A 21,836-nucleotide genomic window follows, 5' to 3' on the forward strand; every position below is an offset into this window, starting at 1 on the left:
AGGGAGCGCCGCTATGGCAGCGGGAACCATCCGCTACTGGGCCGCGGCCAAGGCCGCCGCCGGGGTCGCCGAGGAGCCGTACACCGCCGAGACCCTCGCCGAGGCCCTGGACGCGGCCCGCGCGAACCACCCGGGCGAGCTGGTCCGGGTCCTCCAGCGGTGCTCGTACCTCGTCGACGGCGACCCGGTCGGCACCCGCGCCCATGAGACGGTACGGCTTGCCGAGGGCGGCACGGTCGAGGTGCTCCCCCCGTTCGCAGGAGGGTGAACCCCACAGCATGAGCAACGACCAGCAGTACGGCGGGCAGCCGTACGACCCGAACGCGTACGACCCCTCGGTCACCCAGACCTGGGAGGGCCAGACCTGGGACACCACGTACCAGCCGGCGGTCCGCGCGGAGGACGCGTACGGGTACCCGGCCGCCGCGGCGCAGCAGGCGCAGGCCCCGCAGCCGTACGCGTACCCGCAGGAGGCGTACCCCCAGCAGGGGTACGCCCAGCAGCCGTACGCCCCGGAGTCGTACGCGCAGCCGCAGCCGCAGCCGCAGCCCGAGCCGTACGCCGAGCCCCAGCCGTACGCCGCCGCTCCGGTGCCCGCGCCCGCCCCCGCCCCCGCGCCCGTGGAGGCCCCCGACGGCCCCGCGTACTCCTCGCCGACCACCTCCGGGAACACCCGGATCACCGACGCCCAGCGCGCGCGTGCCGAGGGCCGGTCGCCGATCATCGAGCCCGGGATGCGGCCGGCCGCCCTGACGGCCGTCCTCGGCCTGCTGCTCGCCGGCGGCGCCGCGCTCGGCCCCTACGGGCTGCTGCTGCCGCTGGTCGCGCTCCAGGGGCTCACCGCCGCCGGCTGGTTCCGGCTCAACGGCATGTGGCCCGCCCGGCAGGGCATCGCGCTCGCCTTCCTCGGCGGGCTCGTCGCCGACGCCGCCCTGCTCGCCGCCGGCCGCGAGCACGCGGCCCCCGCGATCCTCGGCACCCTCGGCGTCTGGGTCCTGCTCAGCCTGGTCCTCCAGCTCCGCAGCCACGCCGACCCCGACGAGCGGATGTACGGCCTCATGGCCACCGTCGCCTCGGCGGCGCTCACCGTCCTCGCCGCCGGCCACCTCGGCGCCGAGCCGGACGCGGTGGTGGCCGGCTCGGCCGCCGTCGCCGCGACCGTCCTCGCCCGCGCGCTGCCGCTGCCCGGCCCCGTCTCGCTCGTCGTCTCCCTGCTCGCCGCCGCCGGCGCGGGCATCGCCGCCGGCGCCCTGACCGGCATGGGCGCCGCCGGGGCGCTGCTCGGCCTCGCCACCGGCGTCTGCGCCCTCGTCGGCCTGCGGACCGCCAGCTACGACTACCCGTCCCGCTTCGTGCACATGACGGCCGGCGTGGCCCTGCCGCTGACGGCGGCCGCGCCCGCCGTGTACCTTCTCGGCCGCGCCCTGGTCTGAGCGGCCGCCGGATCCCGGTCCGGCCGCACCCGCCCGGGGTCCCGGGAACCACCCGGCCCCCCGACACGTCGATCTTTCGTGTCGGGGGGCCGGCACACATCTTCGGCAATGGGGGAAAGTCAGCCATGCGAGCACTGCGGATCCTGCTGGTCGTGGCCGTCGTGCTGGGCGGGATCCTGGTCGGCGGGGACCGGCTGGCCGCCGCCTGGGCCGAGTCGGAGGTCGCCGGACGCGCCTCGCTCGCCGGCGGCCGCACCGAGTCCGTCGAGGTGGACATCAAGGGCTTCCCCTTCCTCACCCAGGCCGCCGACAAGCGCTTCGGCGAGGTCGAGGTGGTCGCCAGGGGCGTCCACACCCAGGCCGGCGGCAAGCCCGTCCGGATCGGCGAGCTCGTCGTCGACCTGCGGGACGTGGTGGTGACCGGCGACTGGGCCGGTGCCCGGGCCGGCTCGGCGACCGGGACGGCGCTCATCTCGTACGCGGACCTGGTCGCCGCCTCGGAGCGCGCGACCGCCATGGAGTACGGCGGCCCCGGCAAGGTGAAGGTGACGGGCAGCGTCGAGGTCCTGGGCCGCAAGGTGACCCGTACGGTCGTCTCCTCGGTCACCCTGGTCGGCGGCGACACCATCAAGGTCCGCGCCGACGAGGTGCCCGGCGAGGGCATCCCCCTCCTGGAGGACATGATCCGCGAGCGCACCGACTTCGAGCGCCCGCTCGGCCGCGTCGCCGGCATGCGGGTCTCCAAGGTCGAGCCGCGCCCGGAGGGCCTGGCCGTCACGGTGACCGGCCAGGACGTCGCCATCGCGGGCTGAATCGGCCCCACTTTCACATACTGAGACGACCCCGTCCGATCCGCAGAAACAGCGGCTCGGACGGCGCGCCGCGGGGGCTCCGCGCGCCCCTCCGACCCTTACTCGATCTCATCATCCGGATGATCGCGTCTCATCATGCGACACACCGGTGACACGGTCGCCTGTCCGTCCCTACGATCGACGGCATGAAGCGACAGGCGGAACTCACGAAGCGGCGGGCAGTAGACCTGTGCCGCATCGCCGCCATGCTCTGTCGCTCCATCTGAGCGGGACGCGCTCCGCGCCCGTATTCCGCACGGCCCACCGACCCCCGGGGTCGGGGCCGCACCGCGCAGCACGACGCCGTCGGGCGCCTCGCCCCGACGCGTACCCGCACATGCAGCACCACCCCGCACCACACCGCCGCACACTGCCCCGGAGGAGAAACAGCATGGCTCGCAGCGACGTACTGGTCGACGCCGACTGGGTCGAGGCCAACCTCGACAACCCGGCCGTCGCGATCGTCGAGGTCGACGAGGACACCGCCGCCTACGACAAGAACCACATCCGCAACGCGATCCGGATCGACTGGACGAAGGACCTGCAGGACCCGGTCCGCCGTGACTTCATCGACCAGGAGGGCTTCGAGAAGCTCCTCTCGGCCAAGGGCATCGGCAACGACACCACGGTCGTCCTCTACGGCGGCAACAACAACTGGTTCGCCTCGTACGCCTACTGGTACTTCAAGCTCTACGGCCACCAGGACGTCAAGCTCCTCGACGGCGGCCGCAAGAAGTGGGAGCTCGACTCCCGCGACCTGGTCGACGGCTCCGAGGTCCCGAACCGTCCGGCCACCCAGTACAAGGCCCAGGCCCAGGACGTCTCCATCCGCGCCTTCCGCGACGACGTCGTGGCCGCGATCGGCACCCAGAACCTGGTCGACGTCCGCTCGCCCGACGAGTTCTCCGGCAAGCTGCTCGCCCCGGCCCACCTCCCGCAGGAGCAGTCGCAGCGCCCGGGCCACGTCCCGACCGCCCGCAACATCCCGTGGTCGAAGAACGCCAACGACGACGGCACCTTCAAGTCCGACGACGAGCTCAAGGCCCTCTACGAGGCCGAGCAGGTCGACCTGGCGAAGGACACCGTCGCCTACTGCCGCATCGGCGAGCGCTCCGCGCTGACCTGGTTCGTCCTGCACGAGCTCCTCGAGGTCCCGAACGTCAAGAACTACGACGGCTCGTGGACCGAGTACGGCTCCCTCGTGGGCGTGCCGATCGAGCTCGGCGCCGACAAGTAAAAGCCTCCCCTTCGCGACAGGACAGGACAAGAACATGTGTGGAGCTCCGATCGGCGGCCCCGACGTCAGCACGCTCAAGCCCGGTGAGACGGCCATCCAGGGCCAGGTGACCAAGGACGGCGAGCCCGTCACCGGTTACGTCCGCCTCCTGGACTCCTCCGGCGAGTTCACGGCCGAGGTCCCCACCTCCGCCACCGGCCAGTTCCGCTTCTACGCGGCCACCGGCGAGTGGACCCTCCGCGCGCTCGTCCCCGGCGCCCAGGCCGACCGCAAGGTCGTCGTCACGGAGACCGGCAGCCTGACGGACGTCGCCATCGCCGTCTGAGCGGCTGCCCGAGCGGCACCTGAACGGCCGGAGGGCCGTGCCTCCTGGGGGGTTGGACGCCTATTCCAGGACTTGAGGCACGGCCCTCCGGTCTGTGTTCTTCCGGGGCGCCGCGGCGGCCTCCGGCGCCGTCTGTCCGCCGGCCCCGCCCGGTCGTACGCTGAAGGTGTGTACGCACGGCGTCGGCGCGTCTACTTCTGGATGATGGGTGCCTGCCTGGTGCTTTTCGTGGGCGCCTGGGCCGTCGTGCGGCTGTTCTCCATGCCCGTCGCCATCGGCATGTGCGTCGTCGCCATGGTCATCCCGCCGATCGCCGCGATGGTGGCGAACCGGCGCGGCCCCGAGGACCGGTGGTGGGACGACCCGTCCGGCGACCCGCAGTCGGACGAGTGGTGGGACGAACTCGACGGCAGGAAGCGCCGGGAGTAGCGGCGCGGGGCGTCAGCCGAACCAGGCGCGGGACTCCGGCTGGTTGGGCCGGACCAGGGCCAGGATCGCCAGGCCCAGCCAGACCACCCCGAGGATCGGCATGGTGCCGAAGAGCAGATACGCGAACGGCAGCGACACCCAGCCGTAGGCGACGGCCGAGACGCGCACGCCCGGCAGGCGGGTGGGGAACCTGAGCGCCGTACCGATCCCCCAGCCGGCCACCGCGAGGACCAGGACGCCGAGGAACTCGACCGTGCCCGAACGGAGTTCCGGCGCCTCGTCCTCCCAGAGCCGGGCCGCGATCTCGACGCTGTGGGTGAGCACCCAGAGGCCGAGCAGGGCCTGCACACCGGCCAGCACCATCAGCAGCGTGCGCAGACTGCGCACCGGCTGGGGCATCGGCCCGCCGCCCGGCGGGTACGGGGGCGGGGCGGGCGGCTTCGGGGGACCGCCGCCGGCCCGGGCGCGGTCCCACGGGCGCTCGTCGTCGGGCCGTCCTGTGCCGTTCCGCTCCACCGTGGCCTCCCCCAGCCTCGCCCGTGGGGGCCATGGTCCGGGATCCGCCCGGAGGAGTCCAGGGGAGACGCAACGGGAGAGCGAGAGGGGACCGACCACCCGGGAATCAGGCGGGAATCACGCGGGAATCACGCCGGAATCAGTAGACGAGCGCCTGCGTGTCGTCGGCCAGGGCCTCCTGGACGAAGACCTGGGCGCCGGCGATGCGGACGCCGTCCAGGACGTCCTTCTCGGTGATCTCGCGGCGGGCCGCGCACTGGGTGCACAGGGTGATGCGGCCGGCCGCCAGGATCGAGTCGATCAGGTCCGGCAGCGGCGCCGCGTGCGGCAGTTCGAACTCGGCGGCCCTGCCCGGGAGGGCGAACCACGACGACTCACCGGTCAGCCAGAGCGACACCTCGACGCCGCTCGCGACGGCGACGGCCGCCACGGTGAAGGCCTGGGAGCAGCGTTCGGGGGCGTCGGCCCCGGCGGTCACCTTGATCACGAGCTTCTTCGCCATATACCGAACTGTAATGCGAGGCGCTGCAACTTCATGCACCCCTCACGGGTCAGGTGGATGCGCGGATAACGGAATCCGCCCTTCTAGTCTCGTGGGGGGACTGTCTTGGAAGCCACGGAAGCGGCCGAAACCGCTCAGAACGCCCCGGTGCCCGCGCCGGACCCCGGCGCCGAACCGCCCATCCGGTCGGCTCCGCGCCGCCGCCGGGTCGGCCGGACGATCGCGCTGATCGCCGTCGCCGCCGTCATCGGCCTCGTCGGCGGCACCGCCGTCGGCTACGGGATCCAGGCCGAGCGCGAGCCGACTCCGCTCCCGCCCCTGAACCAGCCGGCGCTCGCGTACCCGAAGCCGCTCCCGAAGGGGCAGAAGGCGACGCCGCTGCCCGCCTCGGAGGACCGCCAGGCCAAGGCCCAGGGCGACCTGCGGAAGCTGCTCGTGCCGAAGCCCGCCGGGGCGAAGGACGACGAGTTCGCCGGGGACGACGACGGCTGGATGTCGCCGGACGTGTTCGCCTCCGTCTTCACCAAGCCCGCCAAGGCCTTCAGCTACCAGCTGGAGCTGGAGCAGCGGCGGATCGCCGCCCGGTCCTGGAAGACCGGCGAGCACCGCCACGTCGAGGTCCGGCTCATCCAGTACCGCGCCGGCGCGGGCCTCGGCGCGCAGGACCACATCGAGGACCAGCAGAGCTACATGCCCGACGAGGAGTACGCCGGGAGCGAGGGCGAGGAGCTCAAGGGGTCGACCAACGGCCGCTACTACGTCTTCCCCGTCGAGCGGGAGGCCGGCTACCTCGACCTCTACGAGGCGCGCGCCTACTTCCACCGGGGCGACATCGCGGTGGAGATCTTCATGTCCGACACGAAGAAGATCGCCGAGAAGGACATCCGTTCGCTGGCCGAGCGACAGCTGGCGCGCCTGTGAGTGAGGACCGGAACGACATGACCGAACCCGTGACCCAGGACGTGGCGCAGGACGAGACGCAGGACGCGGCGCAGGACGCCCAGGCTACGGTGGCGGAGGCCGGGGCGCCTGCCCCGAAGGCCCGCAAGCGGGGCGTCGGGCGCGTGCTGCTGCGCGTCGTCCTGCCCACCGTGGTCGTCCTCGGACTGATCGGCGGCGGCGTCACGTACACCGCCCTCACGATCGACTCCGCCGACCGCACGGCGCCGACCCGGCTGTGGGCGGACCCCGCGAAGGACGCGCAGGCCAAGGACCCGGCCGCCGGACCGTCCCGCGGCCGGACGGACACCGAGCTGAGCCGGCTGCTGCTCCCGCTGCCGGAGGGGTACGTCTTCGGCCCCGACGTCGAGCTGTACGGGAACGACGGCGAGCTCGGCGCGGCCGAGGCCGTGGCGCTGATGAAGCAGTACGGCAAGGGCCTGTCCGGGAAGAAGCGCCGCGCCTTCGAGAAGGAGGTCGACAAGCTCGGCATCCAGGGCATCGGCGTCCGCTCGTTCACCGACCCGGCGCACGACGTGAACGTCGAGTTCGAGGTCTCGCGGGTGAAGGACAAGAAGCAGATCAAGAGCAGCTACCGGATCCGCAAGGACGTCTTCGAGTTCCTGGAGTTCCCGAAGGGGCCGAAGGTGACGGGCCACAAGAACGCCGTCTGCTACATGGCCCCGGCGGACGACTCGCTCGACAAGAAGGAGCGGGAGCAGGAGCTGGAGGAGATGATCTGCCTCGGGTACGACTCCGAGGTCTCCGTCACGATGACGGCGGTGGGCACCAAGCCGTTCGACAAGGCGCGCGTGGCGAAGCTGATGGCGCAGCAGCTGGACCACATCGCATCCCCGGGGGAGTACGTATGACCGAGCAGACACAGACCGAGACCCGCCCCGAGCCGACGGCACCCGACACCACGGAGGCCGCGCCCACGGGGGTCGTGCCCACGGAGCCGGCCCTCACCGAGGCCGCGCCGACCGAGGCCGCGCTCACCGCAAGCGTCGAGGCCGCGAGCGTCGAGGCCGCGCCCGTCGAGGCCGCCCCGGCCCCGGTCCCGGTCCCGAAGAAGTCCCGGCGTCCGCTGCTCTGGGGCATCGCCCGGTGGACCGCCGCGCTGCTCGTCTGCGGAGGCGTCGGGACCGGCGCGGCCATGGGGATCACCGCCATGGAGAGGACCGAGGTGCCGGCTCTCGCGACCGAGTCCGACGGCCGCTGGGAGTACCCGGAGCTCGCGCTGCCCGCGCTGCCCGACGGCGCCCCACGCCCGTTCAGCGACGGCAACGAGGCCGAGATCCACCACGCCGACCTGCGGAAGCTGCTGCTGCCCGCGCCGGCCGGCGCGACGGTCGACCCGAAGCTCGACGGCGGCTGGGCCGGGCTCGACGCCTACCTGGCCGAGCTGAAGCCGGAGGACCGGCCCGAGCTGAAGGCGTTCCTCACCGACTCGGCGCTCCGGCACGTCGCCGCGCGCGGCTGGACCATGCCGGACGGTTCGACGACCCGGATCCACCTGCTGCGGTTCTCGTCGGTGGCGTTCTCGGAGGCGTACAAGGACGAGCTCATCAGCGACGTCTTCCGCGGCGAGCGGCTGCCCGTCGGGGTGGAGGCGTCGGAGATGGACACCTTCCACCAGGGCATCGACGTGCCGGACGTGTCCTTCTACTCGTACAAGGAGAAGGAGCCGTACGGCCCCGCGCAGACCCGGTGGACCTTCGTCCAGGCCGGTGACACCTTCGGCGTGGTCACACAGACCCGGAAGGGCGGCACGCTCGCCGTGCCGTTCGAGCAGACGGTCGCGCTCCAGGCGCAGCTGCTCGGCTGACGGCCCGCAGAGACCCACCTCACCGCGTCGGCCGGGCCCCCGCCCACTAAGCTGGGGTCCGGCCCGTTCCGCCTTCACCGCTCAGCCGAGGAGCACCCTGTGATCGTTTTCTTCGAGACCCTGCTGGTCCTGGTCGCCGTCGGCGTGCTCGCCTTCACCGGTCTGGCCGTGAAGAAGCTGTACCAGGGCCAGCGCTGACCGCACGGTCCGTCCTCGTTCACCGATCCCCCTTCACAGATCGTCTGAGTCGCTCATGATCCAGATCCCGTCCGACCTCAACCCGGACCTCGTCCCGCTCGCGTTCCTCCTCGGAACCTGGGAGGGCGCCGGCGTCTCCGACTTCCCGGGCGCCGAGAAGTGCAACTTCGGCCAGTCCGTGACCTTCAGCCACGACGGCCGGGACTTCCTGGAGTACCACTCGCACTCCTGGGTCCTCGACCAGGACGGCAACAAGGTCCGCCCGCTGGAGAGCGAGAGCGGCTTCTGGCGGATCGACAAGGACCGCAAGGTCGAGGTCGTGATGGTCCGCGACGACGGCGTCGTCGAGGTCTGGTACGGCGAGCTCGCCGACCAGAAGCCGCAGATCGACCTGGCGACCGACGCCGTGGCCCGCACCGCCGCCTCCGGCCCCTACACCGGCGGCAAGCGGCTCTACGGCTACGTGAAGAGCGACCTCATGTGGGTCGGCGAGAAGGCGACCCCCGAGGTCCCCCTCCGCCCCTACATGTCGGCCCACCTGAAGAAGGTCGTCACCCCGGAAGAGGTCGCCGAGATGGCCCGCAACCTCCCGGACATGCCGGACGACGGCATCGCTTTCTTCAAGTAGGACCGCCGGTGACGCGCCGCGCCCTCCTACACTGGGGGGCGTGGTGAGCACCGACTGGAAGAGCGACCTGCGGCGGCGTGGTTACCGGCTGACGCCGCAGCGGCAGCTTGTGCTGGAGGCGGTGGACGTGCTGGAGCACGCCACGCCCGACGACATCCTCGTCGAGGTGCGGAAGACCGCCTCCGGGGTGAACATCTCCACCGTGTACCGGACCCTGGAGCTCCTGGAGGAGCTCGGGCTCGTCAGTCACGCGCATCTGGGCCACGGCGCCCCGACCTATCACCTCGCGGACCGGCACCACCATCTGCACCTGGTGTGCCGGGACTGCTCGGAGGTCATCGAGGCGGACGTCGAGGTCGCCGCCGAGTTCACCGGGAAGCTCCGGGAGACCTTCGGCTTCGAGACCGACATGAAGCACTTCGCGATCTTCGGGTTGTGCGCCGGATGCTCGCGGAAGGCCGCCGCCGGGGAGTCGTAGGCTTTTCCCATGAAGAGCTCCCTGCTGTCCCTGCCGGGCGCCGTACCGGCCGAAGGCCGCGACGAAGGCGTCGCCGCCCACTACGGCGATCTGTTCCGCGAGCAGCGCGCCCTCGCCGACGGGGCGGGCTTCGTCGACCTCTCGCACCGCGGTGTCGTCACCGTCAGCGGCGACGACCGGCTGAGCTGGCTGCACCTGCTGCTCACCCAGCACGTCAGCGAGCTGCCGGCCGGACGGGCCACCGAGGCGCTGATCCTCTCCGCGAACGGGCACATCGAGCACGCCCTGTCCCTCGTCGACGACGGCGAGACGGTCTGGGCGCACGTGGAGCCCGGCACCCAGGACGCGCTGATCGCGTACCTGGAGTCGATGAAGTTCTTCTACCGGGTCGAGGTCGCCGACCGGACGGACGAGTTCGCCGTCGTCCACCTGCCGGCCGGGTCCACCGCGGAGACGCCCGAGGGCGTCGTCGCACGGGAGACCGCGCACGGGCGGGACCTCTTCCTGCCCCGCTCCGAGCTGGAGTCGTTCGCCGCCGCGCACGCGCCGGCCGCCGGCATCCTCGCGTACGAGGCGCTGCGCGTGGAGGGGCACCGGCCGCGGCTCGGCTTCGAGACCGACCACCGGACCATCCCGCACGAGGTCGGGCTCATCGGCACGGCCGTGCACCTGCAGAAGGGCTGCTACCGGGGCCAGGAGACGGTCGCCCGGGTGCAGAACCTGGGGAAGCCGCCGCGCCGGCTGGTCTTCCTCCACCTGGACGGCAGCGAGGTGACCCTGCCGGCGCACGGTACGCCGCTGCGGCTCGCCGCCGACGGCCCCGACGGGCGCCAGCTCGGCTTCGTGACCACGGCCGTGCGCCACCACGAGCTGGGGCCGATCGCCCTGGCGCTGGTGAAGCGGAACGTGCCGGTGGACGCGCCGCTGGTGGCGGGGACGACGGCCGCCGCGCAGGAGACCGTCGTCGAGCCGTAGCCGGCTCACACCTCCAGCAGGACCGTGAACGGGCCGTGGTTCGTGAGGCTGACCCGCATGTCGGCCCCGAAGCGGCCCGTCTCCACGTGCGCCCCGAGCTTCCGCAGCTGCGCGACCACCTCGTCGACGAGGGGTTCGGCGACGGGGCCGGGGGCGGCGGCGTTCCAGGTGGGGCGGCGGCCCTTGCGGGCGTCGCCGTAGAGCGTGAACTGGGAGATCACCAGGAGCGGCGCGTCCACGTCCGAGCAGGACTTCTCGTCCTCCAGCACCCGGACGGACCAGAGCTTTCTCGCCAATCGGGCGGCCTCCTCGGGGGTGTCGTCGTGGGTGACCCCCACCAGGACGCACAGCCCCTCGCCGGTGATCTCGCCGACCGTCTCCCCTGCGACGACGACCTTCGCGCCGTCCACCCTCTGCACCACAGCTCGCATGCGCCCCAACCTACCGATCGGGGATTTCTGGGGGCCGAACGGGTGCAGAGCGCCTGCACGCGCGCGTGCGGGAGTGGCACCATGCCAGGAGGCGGTGCGGCTCCGCACCGGTCGAGGGGACGATTCTCATGAGTGCATCCAGCACCGGGCCGACGCCGTCCGGCCCCGTACCGCTGATCCGCTCCGCCGGCGCGGTGCCCGGCGGGCCGGTCGCGCGGCCGCCCGTGCAGCGGACCGCCGAGCCGCCGTCCGGCCGTTCGGGGCACGAACTGGGCGGGCTGCGCCTGTCCGAGCTGCGGGCGCTGCGCCGGGACGCGCAGAGCGACGAGGCCGATCTCAGCTATGTGCGGCGGATGCTCCAGGGCCGGATCGACATCCTGCGGGCCGAGCTGGCGCGCCGGACCGACCCGGAGGCGCCGGTTCTCGACCGGCTCTCCGAGATCCTGGCGGACGTGCCGTCCCGGCAGCGCAGTTCGGCCCGGCACGTGACGCTTTCCACGCCGCGCGGGGAGGAGTACCGGCGCCTCGCGGCCGAGATGCTGTCGGAGGTCGAGCTGTCGGACCTGACGGCCCGGACGGACGAGGAGCTGCACACCGCGATGGGGCGGCTCGCCGGCTACGAGCAGCAGATCTCGCAGCGCCGGCAGGCGCTCCAGCGGACCGCCGACGACTGCGGCGCCGAGATCGCCCGCCGCTACCGCGAGGGAGAGGCCCAGGTCGACGACCTGCTGGCCTGACGGCCCCGGCCCGGGCGCCCCGTAATTCGCGCGCGGCCGGCGGCGGGGCGTGCGTAGGGTCGGGGGATGGCTGTCGAACTGCGCACGGTGACGGAGTCCGAGTTCCCCGACTGGTTGCGGGCGTTGCGGACGGGGTTCCTGAACGAGCCCGTCGTGTCCGACGCGCTGGTGGCCGACCGGCTGGCCCATGTCGATCTCGACCGGACCCTCGCCGCCCTGGAGGACGGCCGGGTCGTCGCCACCTTCCGTTCCTTCCGGCAGCGGCTGAGCACGGTCGGCGGCGGCGGTCTCACGGCGGACGCCGTCACGCAGGTGACGGTGGCGCCGACGCACCGGCGGCGCGGGCTGCTGAGCCGGCTGATGGCGAGGGACCTCGACGCCGCCCGGGAGCGGGGGGACGCGGTCGCCACGCTGATCGCCGCCGAGTATCCGATCTACGGCAGGTACGGCTTCGGTCCGGCGAGCTGGACCACCGAGTGGAGCGTGGACCTGCGCCGGGCGGGGCTGGACCCGCGGCGCACCGGACGCCCGGAGGACGGCGGCCGGATCGATCTGAGCGACGGGGCGGAGATCCGCCGGATCGGGCCCGAGCTGCACCGACGGCTGGCGGCCGTCCGGGCCGGCGTCACCGACCGCACGGAGCGCAACTGGGACGTCGGCACCGGTGGGGGCCACCAGCTGGAGCCGTGGACGGAGCCGTACTACGCGGTCTACCGCGCGGCCTCGGGGGAGCCCGAGGGGTACGTGTCGTACCGCTGCGACGACAAGTGGGGCGACGCCAAGCAGCCGGAGAACACGCTGACCGTGCGGGACCTGGTCGCGGCGACGCCGGCGGCCGAGCACGCGCTGTGGCGGTTCGTCTGCTCGGTGGACTGGGTGGCGACCGTGCGGTCGGGCCACCGCCCGCCGGACGACCCGCTGCCGCTGCTGCTGCCGGACCCGCGGGCCGCCCGGACGGTGTGCCACGCGGACATGCTGTGGCTGCGGGTCCTCGACGTGGCGCGGGTCCTGGAGGAGCGGACGTACCCGGTGGCGGACGGTCTGGTCCTGGACGTGCGGGACGCGGCCGGGTTCGCGGCCGGGCGGTATCTCCTCGACGCCTCCCCGAAGGGGGCGCGCTGCACCCGGACCACCGCCTCGGCCGATCTCGTCCTCGACGTGGCCGAGCTGGCCCGGCTGGTCCTCGGTGACGAGTCGGCCGTGCGGCTGGCCCTGCTGGGGCTGGTCGAGGAGGCGGTGCCGGGCGCGGCGGCCCGGGCCGACCTGCTGTTCCGTACGCCGCTGCGGCCGTTCTCCCCGGACATCTTCTAGCGGGTGCGCCACCGGAAGAGGGCGCCGGAGGCGGTGACGGCCAGGAGCAGCAGGCCGCCGCACCAGGCGAGGGCGGTCCAGGGCGCGTCGCCGACCGGCTGGTCGAGGAGCAGGCCGCGCATGGACTCGATGAGCGGGGTGACGGGCTGGTGTTCGGCGAAGCCGTGCAGCCAGCCCGGCATGGTGTCGATGGGGACGAAGGCGCTGCTCGGGTAGGGCAGGAACATCGCGAAGAAGGTGACGGCGCCGGCCGCTTCGGGGGTGCGGGTGAGCAGGCCGGCCGCGGCGGAGAGCCAGGAGACGGCGGTGAGGTAGGCGAGCAGCAGCGCGCTCGCGGCGAGCCAGTCGGCGGGGGTGGCGGCGGGGCGGAAGCCGATGAGGGCGGCGACGCCGAGGACGAGTCCGGTGGCCAGCAGGTTGCGGGCGACGGTCGCGACGACGTGTCCGGCGAGGAAGGGGACGGCGCCGACGTCGAGGGTGCGCAGCCGGTCGATGGTGCCGCGCCGCATGTCGTCGCTGACGGAGACGGCGGTGCCGGCGGCGCCGAAGCCGGCGCACAGGACGAGGACGCCGGGGACGACGTAGGTGACGTACTGGTCGTGGCCGGTGTCGATGGCTCCGCCGAAGAAGTAGACGAAGACCAGCATCAGCATCACCGGCAGCATCAGCGAGGTGATGACGGCGTCGAGGTTGCGCCGGCTGAGCAGGACGCCCCGCCCGACGAGGGCGGTGGTGGTGGCGAGCGGTCCGGCGGTCGGGTCAGACATGGCTCGGCTCCTTCGTGCTGCCGGTGAGGTGGAGGAAGACGTCGTCGAGGGTCGCGCCGTGCAGGGTGAAGCGCTCGATGTCGGTGCGGTGCGGGTCGAGTGCGTCGAGCAGGGCGCGGACGTGGTCGGCGCTGCCGTCGGTGGGGACGCCGAGGGTGAGGCTCTCCGGGGTGGCGGCGGTGGCGTGCGGGGCGAGCCGGAGGTACGCGTCGTGGTCGCGGGCGACGAGGTCGAGGCGGTGGCCCGCGTAACGGTTCTTCAGTTCTTCGGGGGTGCCCTCGGCGAGGGTGCGGCCGCCGCCGAGGACGGCGACGCGGTGGGCGAGCCGGTCGGCCTCCTCCAGGTACTGGGTGGTGAGGAAGACGGTGGTGCCGTGGGCGGACAGCTCGCGGACGGCGTCCCAGAGGTCGTTGCGGCTGCGCGGGTCGAGGCCGGTGGTGGGTTCGTCGAGGAAGACGACCCGGATGGTGCCGGGGTCGCGGACGAGTCCGGCGGCGAGGTCGAGGCGGCGGCGCATGCCTCCGGAGTACGTCTTCGCCTGCCGGTCGCGGGCGTCGGTGAGCCGGAAGCGTTCGAGGAGTTCGTCGGCGCGGCGGGCGGCGGCCCGGCGGGAGAGGCCGGAGAGCCGGGCGGTGAGGCGGAGGTTCTCGGCGCCGGTGAGGGTCTCGTCGACGGCGGCGTACTGGCCGGTGAGGCTGATGGCGCGGCGGACGGCGCGGCGTTCGGTGACGACGTCGTGGCCCGCCACGCGCGCGTGCCCGCCGTCGGGGGTGGTCAGGGTGGCGAGGAGCCGGACGGTGGTGGTCTTGCCGGCGCCGTTGGGCCCGAGGAGGGCGAAGACGGTGCCGGCCTCGACGCGGAGGTCGAGGGCGTCGAGGACGCGGACGGTGCCGTGGGTCTTGGTCAGGCCGGTGGTCTCGATGGCGGGAGGCATGGTGTCCCCTTCTGCCGCGCTCGCGGCGTACTGCGTATGCCATACGCGTTACTGTGTAAGGGTTACGCATTACTAGGATGGGCGTCAAGCGAGCGAGCTCAGGAGGCGGCGCGGATGGCGGGCGACAAGGGCCGGACGGTGGCGGTGGAGCACGGCGGGACGTTTCTGCCGCCGTCCGTCGAGGCCGCCTGGGGGCTGCGCGAGCGCCCCACCAAGGGGCCGAAGCCGGGGCTGAGCCAGGACCGGATCGTCGCCGCGGCGGTGGAGCTCGCCTCGGCGGAGGGACTCGCCGCCGTCTCGATGGGGCGGGTCGCCAAGGAGCTGGGCGTCTCCACGATGTCCCTCTACCGGTACGTCTCCGCCAAGCAGGAGCTGTACGTGCTGATGCAGGAGGCCGCGACGGGCGCGCCGCCGGAGCTGTTCGGCCCGGAGGTCCCCTGGCGGGAGGGGCTGGAGCGCTGGGCCTGGGCGATGCGCGAGGTCTATCTGCGGAACCTGTGGCTGCTGCGGGTTCCGGTCTCCGGCCCGCCCGCGACGCCGCACGCGGTGGCCTGGTGGGAGAAGGCGCTGGTGGCGCTGGACGGCACGGGCCTCGACGAGGGCAGCAGGATCTCGGTGACGCTGCTCGTGGCCGGCTTCGTGAAGAGCGACGCGCTGATGATGGCGGAGCTGGCCGAGGCGGTGGAGGCGTCCGGCGCCGCGCCGGAGGAGGCGATGGGCCAGTACAGCCGGACCCTGCGCCGGCTGGTCGACCCGGCGGTGTTCCCGCAGGTGGCGCGGGTGATCGAGTCGGGGGTCCTGGACCAGGCGGACGGGCCCGACGACGAGTTCCGCTTCGGTCTCGCCCGGATCCTGGACGGCGTCGCGGCCCTGGTGGAGGGCCGCGACGCCTGAGGGGTGCCACGAGGGGGATGCGGGCGGGTGCGGGCGGGGGAGGGTCAGGCGGCGATGACGACCTCGGGCTTCGGGGCACCGGCGCGGGGGCGGAGCAGGGTCGCGGCGACCGCGAGGGCGGTGATCAGCAGTCCCGTACCGACGCCGAAGGCGAGCCGGTAGCCGCTGGTCAGGGCCTCGGCCGCGGTCCGTCCCGCGGCGTCGAGGGTCTCGGTGCGGGCGGCGGCCAGGGTGGTGAGGACGGCGACGCCGAGCGCCATGCCGATCTGCTGGGTGGTGTTGAAGAGCCCGGAGGCCAGGCCGGCGTCGGCCTCGTCGGCGCCCGACATGCCGAGCGCGGTGAGGGCCGGCAGGGCCAGGCCGAAGCCGGCGGCGAGCAGCATCACCGGGAGCAGGTCGGTGACGTACGAGGCGTGCACGGGGAGCCGGGTGAGCAGGCCCAGTACGCCGATCAGCAGGGTGATGCCGGTGAGCAGGACCGCGCGCTCGCCGAAGCGGGTGATGAGCCGGGCCGCGGCGCCGAGCGAGACGGCGCCGATGACCAGGGCGGCGGGCAGCATGGCGAGGCCGGTGGCGGTGGCGCCGTACCCCTGGACCTGCTGGAGGTAGAGGGCGGTCAGCACCTGGAAGGCGAACAGCGGGGCGACCATGAGCAGCTGGACCAGGTTGGCGCCGGCGACCGAGCGGTTGCGGAGCATCCGCAGCGGCATCAGCGGGGTCGCGGCCCGGCGCTGGCGGAGCAGGAAGCCGGTCAGCAGGGCGAGGGCGAGGGCGCCGAGGCCGAGGGTGTGGGCGGAGCCGGCGCCGTATTCCTCGATCCGCACCACCGCGTAGATGCCGGTCATCAGGCCCGCGGTGACCAGGAGCGCGCCGAGGGCGTCGGCCCCGGCGCGGAGGCCGAGGCCCCGGTCGGCGGGGAGGGCGCGGGCGGCGAGGGCGATCGCGGCGGCGCCGATGGGCAGGTTGATGAAGAAGATCCAGTTCCAGGAGAGGGCGTCGGTGAGGAGCCCGCCGAGGACCTGTCCGAGGGAGGCGCCGGCGGCGCCGGTGAAGCTGAACACGGCGATGGCGCGGGCCCGTTCGCGCGGTTCGGTGAAGAGCGTGACGAGGATGCCGAGGCTGACGGCGGAGGACATCGCGCTGCCGGCGCCCTGGAGGAAGCGGGCGGCGATCAGGACGCCGGGGGAGGCCGCGACGGCGGCCAGCACGGAGGCGGCGGTGAAGACGGCGGTGCCGGCGAGGAACATCCGCTTGCGCCCGACCAGGTCGCCGAGGCGGCCGGCGAGCAGGAGGAAGGAGCCGAAGGCGATCAGGTAGGCGTTGACGACCCAGCTCAGCCCCGCCGGGGTGAAGCCGAGGTCGGCCTGCATCGCGGGCATGGCGACGGTGACGATGCTGCCGTCGAGGACGGTCATGAGCATGGCGCTGGCGAGCACGGTGAGCGCGAGGGGGCGGGATGGGGCACGCATGAGGATCTCTCCTGTCCGTGGTGGCGACAGGAGAGACGCTAGCAGATGGTTTTGTTGCAGACTATTTTTTACGGAACTTGATGTCGGGAGTCTGCTCCGGGGTTCGGTGGCCGGGGCCGCGTCTCCGGCGGGCTCAGCCCTTCTGGCGGGCCCTGCGGGTGGTCGTCCCCGCGCCCTCGACCGGCGCCTTCAGGTGCCCGTCGGCCAGCCGTCCCAGCGCGCGGACGAGCACCTCCCGCTCCTCCTCCGGGAGCGAGCCGAGGGCGTCCGCGTGGACGCCGTCCACGATCCGGCGGCTCTCCTCGGCGACCCGGGCGCCCGCCTCGGTGACGGCGATGATCCGCGCCCGCCGGTCCGTGCTGGACGGCTGCCGCTCGGCCAGCCCGGCCTTCTCCAAGGCGTCCACGGTGACGACCATCGTCGTCTTGTCCATGTCGCCGATCTCGGCCAGCTGCGCCTGGGTCCGCTCCTCCTCCAGGGCGTGGACGAGGACGCAGTGCATCCGGGCGGTCAGTCCGATCTCCGCCAGCTCCGCCGCCATGCGGGTGCGCAGGACGTGGCTGGTGTGGTCGAGGAGGTAGGAGAGGTCGGGCTCGCTGCGGCGGGGGCTCATGGCGGTCATGCCCGCCAGGATAGCGAGGATCGATCCGTCACGGATTATCGAGAACCGGACGACCTTGGGGCGGCGGGCCCCCTCCGCGCGGGGCGCGAAGGGGGCCCGCCCACGGGTGTCAGGAGAGCGGCTGCTGGAAGACGATCTGGTTGCCCGCCGGGTCGAGGAACGCGCACTCGCGGACGCCGTACGGCTGGTCCACCGGCTCGCGGAGCACCTCGGCGCCCGAGGCGTTGATCCGCTCGAAGGCCGCGTCGACGTCGTCCGTGCCGAAGATCGCCGCCCGCAGCAGCCCCTTGCGCATGAGGTCGACGACCGCCTGGCGGTCGGTCTCGGAGGCGCCGGGGTCGGCGAGCGGCGATTCGAGCACCACCGACACGTCGGGCTGCGCGGGCGAGCCCACGGTCACCCAGCGCATGCCCTGGTAGCCGACGTCCTTGCGGACCTCCAGGCCGAGCGCGTCGCGGTAGAAGCCGAGCGCCTTCTCGTGGTCGTCGACGGTGATGAAGGTCTGGGAGAGGTTGATGTCCATGGGCTCCACGCTAGGGAGCGTCGCCGGCCCGCGCTTCTCCGTTCCTGACCGGTCGCGAGACCACCTTGGAGACGCAGGCGGGCAGCGCCGCGTCGGCGCCGTGCTCCCGGGCCCGGTAGGCGCTCGGCGTCTCGCCCACCAACTGGGTGAAGCGCGAGCTGAACGAGCCCAGCGACGTACACCCCACCTCCATGCAGACGTCGGTCACCGACAGGTCGCCGCGCCGCAGCAGCGCCTTGGCGCGCTCGATCCGCCGCGTCATGAGATAGCTGTACGGGGTCTCCCCGAAGGCGCTCCGGAAGCTCCGCGCGAAGTGCCCGGTCGACATCAGCGCCGTCTGCGCCAGCGCCGTCACGTCGAGCGGCAGCGCGTAGTCCCGGTCCATCTGGTCCCGCGCCCTGCGCAGGCGTCGGAGGTCGTCGAGCGGTATGCGGGTGGTCACGCCCTCACCGTACCGGCGTGTGACTCGTCTCAGTAGTTGTCGTCTGCCCGAGGGGCGGAGCAGCGAAGGTCGATCGGGATTGGCACGTTAACTGTCGCCGATTTGGCGCTCTTGTTGTCGTGTCCGTACGAGCCGTGCATGGACGGGCACCAATTTCGAAGAGTGCCGGAGGCCTACGCAGGCGGTGCTCTTCCCTGGAGGAGTGAGCGCTGTCGGTGAGAACCCCACCTATGGCCGTGGGGACGGTGCGGGTTCCTCCACCAGTGCGCTGTGGTCGCACAACTGCCGGTGGACGGACCTGTTGGTGCCGGTGTCGGTCGAGGCGGGACGCCATGATCTCGATGTGAGGGACGGGTGGACGCGCCGCTGGACGGCTTCCTGGCGGGCCGGGGAGACGCCGGTCGTCAGCCCGGTACGGGCGCTCGCGGATGCGCCGGTCTCGGGACGGACCCCGGTGCGCCGGTTCACCTGGCGGCGAGAGCAACGGCACCGTCCAGGTCTGGAGTTCCTGAGCAGTACGGGTCGGCGGCACGGCTTCGAGAGCCTGGAGGAGGACTGGCTGCTGCGAGTCATGGACTTCGCCGGAGGTGTGGTGGAACTGCTCCCTCAGCCTCTGGAGATCACGTTCCGGACGCGGTCGTCCGGGCGGCGTCGGCACACGCCCGACTTCTTCGCCGTGACGCGGGCGGGATCGTGGCTGATCGATGTGCGTCCGGCGAAGCTGATAGATGCCGGGGCGAGGGAGTCGTTCGCGGCGGCGGCCGAGGTGGCGTTGGTCGCGGGGTGGCACTACGTCGTCGTGGCGGGTTGGCGGCCGCACGTGCTGTCGGGGCTGGACGCCATGTACGCGCGGCGCGGCTCGTCGGGGGATCCGCTGGGTCTGCGTCCGGTGTTGCTCGCTCGGGCTGCTGCCGGGGTGACCTTCGGAGAGCTGGCCTACGGCTGCGAGTACTGGCCTGTGGCCCGGGCCCAGCTGCTGCACCTGCTGTGGCACCGCAGGCTCGGCGTCGACCTGGCCGTGCCGCTGACGGATGACTCGCTGATCGTGCGGGCGGGAGGCGAGGGCTGATGGCGGTCGGTCTACTCGACGTCTCGCCCGGCGCCGCGGTTGTGCTCGACGGTGTGCGGTGGACGGTGGAACGGCAGGAGCCCCACCTGGGCCGGGTGCAGCTGGTTACCGCGGACGGTGTCCGGGAGCAGGTCAGCTTCCGTTTCCTGGTCAACCACCCGGGCTGTCGCGCCGCGACCGATACGGGTGCGTGGGGAGCAAACCGGGGACGGCAGGAGGTGTCGCTGCGGGATCTTCCCGACGACAAGCAGCGGCTGGTGAGGCTGCGGTTCAGCCACCTGATGGAGGTCAACACTGGCTTCCGCAGCGGCGACCGGCTGCGTCCGCGGCCGGGGGAGCCGAAGCCCGAGTACGACCCGGATCGCACCACGCTGACCCAGCGCCGGCAGGCGAAGGCCGATGAGCTGGCGGCACTCGACTGGGAGGAGGCCCAGGCCCTGGGGCTGGCACGGGTGGGTGTGCGCACGCTGGAGCGGTGGGAGCGAAAGAGGAAGCGGTTCGGGCTGATCGGCTGCGCGGACGACCGCTGGCTGCGTGAGAGCGGCGGTCATCCGAGCATCACCGAGGAGGTCCGTGAAGCGATCTTCGCGGTGCGCGAGGAGACGCGGCAGCGGTCCCGAGTGAGCGCCCGCACCCGCGCGGTGATGATCCACCGGTATGTGCGTGAGACCTTCGGCGACGAGGTGGCTGTGCCCAGCTACGAGACGTTGCTGAGGGTGTGGAAGGAGTGGTTCGGCCCAGGTGGTGGCCGTCAGCGTTACGTCCGCTCGGCGGCGCGGCTGCCCGAGAAGCACGGCCACGTGCTGGTCACCCGCCCCGGTCAGGTCGTCGCGCTGGACAGCACTGTGCTTCCGGTCATGGTGCGCGAGCACGTCTTCGGCGATCCGGTCCGGGTCCACCTCACCCTCGCCCTGGACGTGTTCACCCGTTCCTTGTGTGCCTTCCGTCTCACCCTGGTCTCGGACACGTCGGTGGACGTGGCCATGGTGCTGAGGGACGTGATGCTGCCGCTGCCGATGCGGGCGGACTGGGACGAGGAGATGACCTGGCCCTACCCGGGGCTCCCCGCTGCGGTGGTGGCCGAGTTCACGGGGTACGAGGTGGCCGGGCTGCCGTACTTCACGCCGGAGACGGTGACGACCGACCACGGCTCGGTCTACCGCAACCACCACCTGGTGGAGGTCCAGGAGGCGCTCGGCTGTCGGATCCTTCCGGCCCGGGTGCTGCGGCCCACGGACAAGCACACCGTGGAGCGCGTGTTCGGCTCCGTCCGCTCGCTGCTGTTCGAGCACCTCGCCGGCTACACCGGTATCGACGTCGCCGATCGCGGCGCGGCTCCGGAAGACGATGCGGCGCTGACGGTGGCGCAAATGGAGCACCTGATCGCCACCTGGGTGGTGAAGGTGTGGCAGAACCGCAGGCTGGGGGAGTACGCCCCGTCCTGGGATCCGGGAGGCGACCACAGCCCCAACTCGCTGTTCGCCGCGTCCTTCGCGCAGAGCGGCTTCCCGATGGACATCCCCTCCCCGGATCTGTACTACCGGCTGCTGCCCGAGCACCAGGTCAAGCGGATCGATCCCCGCCGAGGCGTCAAGGTCAAGGGCCTTTGGTACGACGGCCCCGCCTTGGACGCGTACAAGGGCCTGGCCTCCAGCCGCGGCGGGCGCCACAAGGGGCAGTGGGTCATCCACCGTGAGCCGAGGGATCGCCGCACCGTGTACTTCCAGGACCCCGCCACCCACGAGTGGCATCCGCTCGCCTGGACCGGACTGCCGCCCGACGGCACCGACCTGCCCGCCTTCGGCGACCTGCGCGTGGAGGAACTGCTCACCCGCGTCCGACAGGCGGGACTGAAGCCCCAGACCGACGCGGAGCTCCTGCCAGCGCTGCTGAAGATGATCGGCGCCGTCGACCCAGTGGCCGACTGGCCCACCCGGATGACCAAGGCCCGGCGCATCCGGCACGCCCGCGAAGCCGCCCAAGCCGCGGCGGCAGCGGCCGACCGGCCGCCGGAGGACCGACCCGCCCAGGACCGTCTTCGCCCGGCTACCGCCGTCGGCAAGGCCGAGCCCTGGCCAGAACAAGCCCGCCGAGCCACCCGGGCCCTGGACGCCGAGCGCCGACGGCGCCGCGAAGAACGCGTCGGCGACACCCGGCCGGGACTGCCTCCCCGGCTGGGCGCCACCTACCGCGCCCACAGCCTCTTCCTCCTGCCCGCCGAGGACGACAGCGACGGCGAGGACAGCACGGACCCCCGACCGCCTCAGCCCTACCAGCGCCCGGAACAAGGGGAGTGAC

General features: G+C 72.7%; 26 protein-coding genes. 17 read left to right on the plus strand and 9 right to left on the minus strand.

All coding sequences use genetic code 11. From position 1 onward, the window contains the following. Positions 1-13 precede the first annotated feature (13 nt). The 6 genes from ABFY03_RS20445 to ABFY03_RS20470 all read left to right on the plus strand — a co-directional run bounded on the left by ABFY03_RS20445 (position 14) and on the right by ABFY03_RS20470 (position 4,275). Positions 14-268 (plus strand): MoaD/ThiS family protein, encoded by a 255-nt coding sequence (locus ABFY03_RS20445; RefSeq protein WP_319008876.1) that lies wholly within the window; start codon positions 14-16, stop codon positions 266-268. Next, on the plus strand, positions 204-1,433 hold the full coding sequence (locus ABFY03_RS20450) for a hypothetical protein (RefSeq protein WP_386723668.1): 1,230 nt from the start codon (positions 204-206) through the stop codon (positions 1,431-1,433). Before ABFY03_RS20445 ends, ABFY03_RS20450 begins: the two co-directional genes overlap by 65 nt. Positions 1,434-1,558: 125 nt before the next feature. Continuing rightward, positions 1,559-2,245: an LmeA family phospholipid-binding protein gene (locus ABFY03_RS20455; RefSeq protein WP_319008878.1), complete on the plus strand. Its 687-nt coding sequence runs from the start codon at positions 1,559-1,561 to the stop codon at positions 2,243-2,245. A gap of 430 nt (positions 2,246-2,675) precedes the next feature. Then, positions 2,676-3,521, plus strand: coding sequence for a sulfurtransferase (locus tag ABFY03_RS20460; RefSeq protein ID WP_346170543.1), 846 nt, complete (start codon positions 2,676-2,678; stop codon positions 3,519-3,521). A 34-nt stretch (positions 3,522-3,555) separates the two neighbouring features. After that, positions 3,556-3,846 carry a DUF1416 domain-containing protein gene (locus tag ABFY03_RS20465; protein ID WP_031009709.1) on the plus strand — a complete coding sequence of 97 codons (291 nt, stop codon included), beginning with the start codon at positions 3,556-3,558 and terminating at the stop codon, positions 3,844-3,846. A 132-nt stretch (positions 3,847-3,978) separates the two neighbouring features. Continuing rightward, complete coding sequence (locus ABFY03_RS20470; RefSeq protein WP_319008910.1) at positions 3,979-4,275, plus strand: DUF3099 domain-containing protein; 297 nt, start codon at positions 3,979-3,981, stop codon at positions 4,273-4,275. A 12-nt stretch (positions 4,276-4,287) separates the two neighbouring features. Here ABFY03_RS20470 and ABFY03_RS20475 read toward each other — a convergent pair whose 3' ends face one another. Both ABFY03_RS20475 and ABFY03_RS20480 read right to left on the minus strand, forming a co-directional pair. Then, positions 4,288-4,791 (minus strand): hypothetical protein, encoded by a 504-nt coding sequence (locus tag ABFY03_RS20475; RefSeq protein ID WP_319008880.1) that lies wholly within the window; start codon positions 4,789-4,791, stop codon positions 4,288-4,290. A 139-nt stretch (positions 4,792-4,930) separates the two neighbouring features. Next, positions 4,931-5,293: a DsrE family protein gene (locus ABFY03_RS20480; RefSeq protein WP_346170544.1), complete on the minus strand. Its 363-nt coding sequence runs from the start codon at positions 5,291-5,293 to the stop codon at positions 4,931-4,933. A gap of 105 nt (positions 5,294-5,398) precedes the next feature. On the opposite strand from ABFY03_RS20480, the gene ABFY03_RS20485 reads away from it, so the two are divergent. From ABFY03_RS20485 to ygfZ, 6 genes are all read left to right on the plus strand, one after another. Beyond that, the gene (locus tag ABFY03_RS20485; RefSeq protein ID WP_346170545.1) at positions 5,399-6,214 is read left to right on the plus strand and encodes a hypothetical protein; all 816 of its coding nucleotides are present in this window, start codon (positions 5,399-5,401) and stop codon (positions 6,212-6,214) included. Positions 6,215-6,231: 17 nt separating this feature from the next. Beyond that, a complete protein-coding gene (locus tag ABFY03_RS20490; RefSeq protein WP_319008883.1) occupies positions 6,232-7,104 on the plus strand; it encodes a hypothetical protein in 873 nt (290 codons plus the stop codon). Continuing rightward, positions 7,101-8,060, plus strand: coding sequence for a hypothetical protein (locus tag ABFY03_RS20495; protein ID WP_346170546.1), 960 nt, complete (start codon positions 7,101-7,103; stop codon positions 8,058-8,060). Before ABFY03_RS20490 ends, ABFY03_RS20495 begins: the two co-directional genes overlap by 4 nt. Positions 8,061-8,313: 253 nt before the next feature. Continuing rightward, a complete protein-coding gene (locus tag ABFY03_RS20500) occupies positions 8,314-8,886 on the plus strand; it encodes a heme-binding beta-barrel domain-containing protein (RefSeq protein WP_030495536.1) in 573 nt (190 codons plus the stop codon). A 40-nt stretch (positions 8,887-8,926) separates the two neighbouring features. Beyond that, entirely contained in the window at positions 8,927-9,364 is a 438-nt protein-coding gene (locus tag ABFY03_RS20505) for a Fur family transcriptional regulator (protein WP_319008888.1), read from the plus strand. Positions 9,365-9,373: 9 nt separating this feature from the next. Further along, on the plus strand, positions 9,374-10,339 hold the full coding sequence (ygfZ, locus tag ABFY03_RS20510) for a CAF17-like 4Fe-4S cluster assembly/insertion protein YgfZ (protein ID WP_346170547.1): 966 nt from the start codon (positions 9,374-9,376) through the stop codon (positions 10,337-10,339). Between the two features lie 5 nt (positions 10,340-10,344). Here the strand turns inward: ygfZ and dtd are convergent, their stop codons facing one another. Then, entirely contained in the window at positions 10,345-10,770 is a 426-nt protein-coding gene (gene dtd / locus ABFY03_RS20515) for a D-aminoacyl-tRNA deacylase (RefSeq protein ID WP_319008890.1), read from the minus strand. A gap of 128 nt (positions 10,771-10,898) precedes the next feature. Between dtd and ABFY03_RS20520 the strand changes: the two genes are divergently transcribed. Then, positions 10,899-11,507 (plus strand): RsiG family protein, encoded by a 609-nt coding sequence (locus ABFY03_RS20520; RefSeq protein ID WP_346170548.1) that lies wholly within the window; start codon positions 10,899-10,901, stop codon positions 11,505-11,507. Between the two features lie 66 nt (positions 11,508-11,573). Continuing rightward, on the plus strand, positions 11,574-12,818 hold the full coding sequence (locus ABFY03_RS20525) for a GNAT family N-acetyltransferase (protein ID WP_319008892.1): 1,245 nt from the start codon (positions 11,574-11,576) through the stop codon (positions 12,816-12,818). Here ABFY03_RS20525 and ABFY03_RS20530 read toward each other — a convergent pair. Both ABFY03_RS20530 and ABFY03_RS20535 read right to left on the minus strand, forming a co-directional pair. Next, the gene (locus tag ABFY03_RS20530) at positions 12,815-13,585 is read right to left on the minus strand and encodes an ABC transporter permease (protein ID WP_319008893.1); all 771 of its coding nucleotides are present in this window, start codon (positions 13,583-13,585) and stop codon (positions 12,815-12,817) included. The two genes, ABFY03_RS20525 and ABFY03_RS20530, sit on opposite strands and share 4 nt — an antisense overlap. Continuing rightward, positions 13,578-14,519: an ATP-binding cassette domain-containing protein gene (locus tag ABFY03_RS20535; protein WP_319008894.1), complete on the minus strand. Its 942-nt coding sequence runs from the start codon at positions 14,517-14,519 to the stop codon at positions 13,578-13,580. Before ABFY03_RS20535 ends, ABFY03_RS20530 begins: the two co-directional genes overlap by 8 nt. A 114-nt stretch (positions 14,520-14,633) precedes the next feature. Between ABFY03_RS20535 and ABFY03_RS20540 the strand changes: the two genes are divergently transcribed. Continuing rightward, entirely contained in the window at positions 14,634-15,413 is a 780-nt protein-coding gene (locus tag ABFY03_RS20540; RefSeq protein WP_346170549.1) for a TetR/AcrR family transcriptional regulator, read from the plus strand. A 44-nt stretch (positions 15,414-15,457) separates the two neighbouring features. Here ABFY03_RS20540 and ABFY03_RS20545 read toward each other — a convergent pair whose 3' ends face one another. The 4 genes from ABFY03_RS20545 to ABFY03_RS20560 form a co-directional block, all read right to left on the minus strand. Further along, the gene (locus tag ABFY03_RS20545; RefSeq protein WP_346170550.1) at positions 15,458-16,882 is read right to left on the minus strand and encodes an MFS transporter; all 1,425 of its coding nucleotides are present in this window, start codon (positions 16,880-16,882) and stop codon (positions 15,458-15,460) included. A 133-nt stretch (positions 16,883-17,015) separates the two neighbouring features. Next, positions 17,016-17,504, minus strand: coding sequence for a MarR family winged helix-turn-helix transcriptional regulator (locus ABFY03_RS20550; protein WP_319008897.1), 489 nt, complete (start codon positions 17,502-17,504; stop codon positions 17,016-17,018). A 109-nt stretch (positions 17,505-17,613) separates the two neighbouring features. Beyond that, on the minus strand, positions 17,614-18,027 hold the full coding sequence (locus ABFY03_RS20555) for a VOC family protein (protein WP_319008898.1): 414 nt from the start codon (positions 18,025-18,027) through the stop codon (positions 17,614-17,616). 10 nt (positions 18,028-18,037) lie between these two features. Beyond that, complete coding sequence (locus tag ABFY03_RS20560; RefSeq protein WP_319008911.1) at positions 18,038-18,457, minus strand: helix-turn-helix transcriptional regulator; 420 nt, start codon at positions 18,455-18,457, stop codon at positions 18,038-18,040. 214 nt (positions 18,458-18,671) lie between these two features. On the opposite strand from ABFY03_RS20560, the gene ABFY03_RS20565 reads away from it, so the two are divergent. Further along, positions 18,672-19,538, plus strand: a complete 867-nt coding sequence (locus ABFY03_RS20565) for a TnsA-like heteromeric transposase endonuclease subunit (protein WP_346170551.1) — start codon at positions 18,672-18,674, stop codon at positions 19,536-19,538. Further along, entirely contained in the window at positions 19,538-21,835 is a 2,298-nt protein-coding gene (locus tag ABFY03_RS20570; RefSeq protein WP_346170552.1) for a transposase, read from the plus strand. Before ABFY03_RS20565 ends, ABFY03_RS20570 begins: the two co-directional genes overlap by 1 nt. The last annotated feature ends 1 nt before the right edge of the window (position 21,836 follow it).

The organism is Streptomyces roseofulvus (assembly GCF_039534915.1).
Classification (GTDB): Bacteria; Actinomycetota; Actinomycetes; order Streptomycetales; family Streptomycetaceae; genus Streptomyces; species Streptomyces roseofulvus.

Excerpts from the sequence above, each read along its gene's own strand:
- ABFY03_RS20550 (WP_319008897.1), bottom strand. The coding sequence starts at position 17,504 with ATGACCGCCATGAGCCCCCGCCGCAGCGAGCCCGACCTCTCCTACCTC.
- ABFY03_RS20455 (WP_319008878.1), top strand. The coding sequence starts at position 1,559 with ATGCGAGCACTGCGGATCCTGCTGGTCGTGGCCGTCGTGCTGGGCGGG.
- ABFY03_RS20540 (WP_346170549.1), top strand. The coding sequence starts at position 14,634 with ATGGCGGGCGACAAGGGCCGGACGGTGGCGGTGGAGCACGGCGGGACG.
- dtd (WP_319008890.1), bottom strand. The coding sequence starts at position 10,770 with ATGCGAGCTGTGGTGCAGAGGGTGGACGGCGCGAAGGTCGTCGTCGCA.
- ABFY03_RS20460 (WP_346170543.1), top strand. The coding sequence starts at position 2,676 with ATGGCTCGCAGCGACGTACTGGTCGACGCCGACTGGGTCGAGGCCAAC.
- ABFY03_RS20570 (WP_346170552.1), top strand. The coding sequence starts at position 19,538 with ATGGCGGTCGGTCTACTCGACGTCTCGCCCGGCGCCGCGGTTGTGCTC.
- ABFY03_RS20480 (WP_346170544.1), bottom strand. The coding sequence starts at position 5,293 with ATGGCGAAGAAGCTCGTGATCAAGGTGACCGCCGGGGCCGACGCCCCC.
- ABFY03_RS20535 (WP_319008894.1), bottom strand. The coding sequence starts at position 14,519 with ATGCCTCCCGCCATCGAGACCACCGGCCTGACCAAGACCCACGGCACC.
- ABFY03_RS20490 (WP_319008883.1), top strand. The coding sequence starts at position 6,232 with ATGACCGAACCCGTGACCCAGGACGTGGCGCAGGACGAGACGCAGGAC.
- ABFY03_RS20465 (WP_031009709.1), top strand. The coding sequence starts at position 3,556 with ATGTGTGGAGCTCCGATCGGCGGCCCCGACGTCAGCACGCTCAAGCCC.
- ABFY03_RS20530 (WP_319008893.1), bottom strand. The coding sequence starts at position 13,585 with ATGTCTGACCCGACCGCCGGACCGCTCGCCACCACCACCGCCCTCGTC.
- ABFY03_RS20525 (WP_319008892.1), top strand. The coding sequence starts at position 11,574 with ATGGCTGTCGAACTGCGCACGGTGACGGAGTCCGAGTTCCCCGACTGG.
- ABFY03_RS20500 (WP_030495536.1), top strand. The coding sequence starts at position 8,314 with ATGATCCAGATCCCGTCCGACCTCAACCCGGACCTCGTCCCGCTCGCG.
- ABFY03_RS20545 (WP_346170550.1), bottom strand. The coding sequence starts at position 16,882 with ATGCGTGCCCCATCCCGCCCCCTCGCGCTCACCGTGCTCGCCAGCGCC.
- ABFY03_RS20445 (WP_319008876.1), top strand. The coding sequence starts at position 14 with ATGGCAGCGGGAACCATCCGCTACTGGGCCGCGGCCAAGGCCGCCGCC.
- ABFY03_RS20495 (WP_346170546.1), top strand. The coding sequence starts at position 7,101 with ATGACCGAGCAGACACAGACCGAGACCCGCCCCGAGCCGACGGCACCC.
- ABFY03_RS20450 (WP_386723668.1), top strand. The coding sequence starts at position 204 with ATGAGACGGTACGGCTTGCCGAGGGCGGCACGGTCGAGGTGCTCCCCC.
- ABFY03_RS20520 (WP_346170548.1), top strand. The coding sequence starts at position 10,899 with ATGAGTGCATCCAGCACCGGGCCGACGCCGTCCGGCCCCGTACCGCTG.
- ygfZ (WP_346170547.1), top strand. The coding sequence starts at position 9,374 with ATGAAGAGCTCCCTGCTGTCCCTGCCGGGCGCCGTACCGGCCGAAGGC.
- ABFY03_RS20555 (WP_319008898.1), bottom strand. The coding sequence starts at position 18,027 with ATGGACATCAACCTCTCCCAGACCTTCATCACCGTCGACGACCACGAG.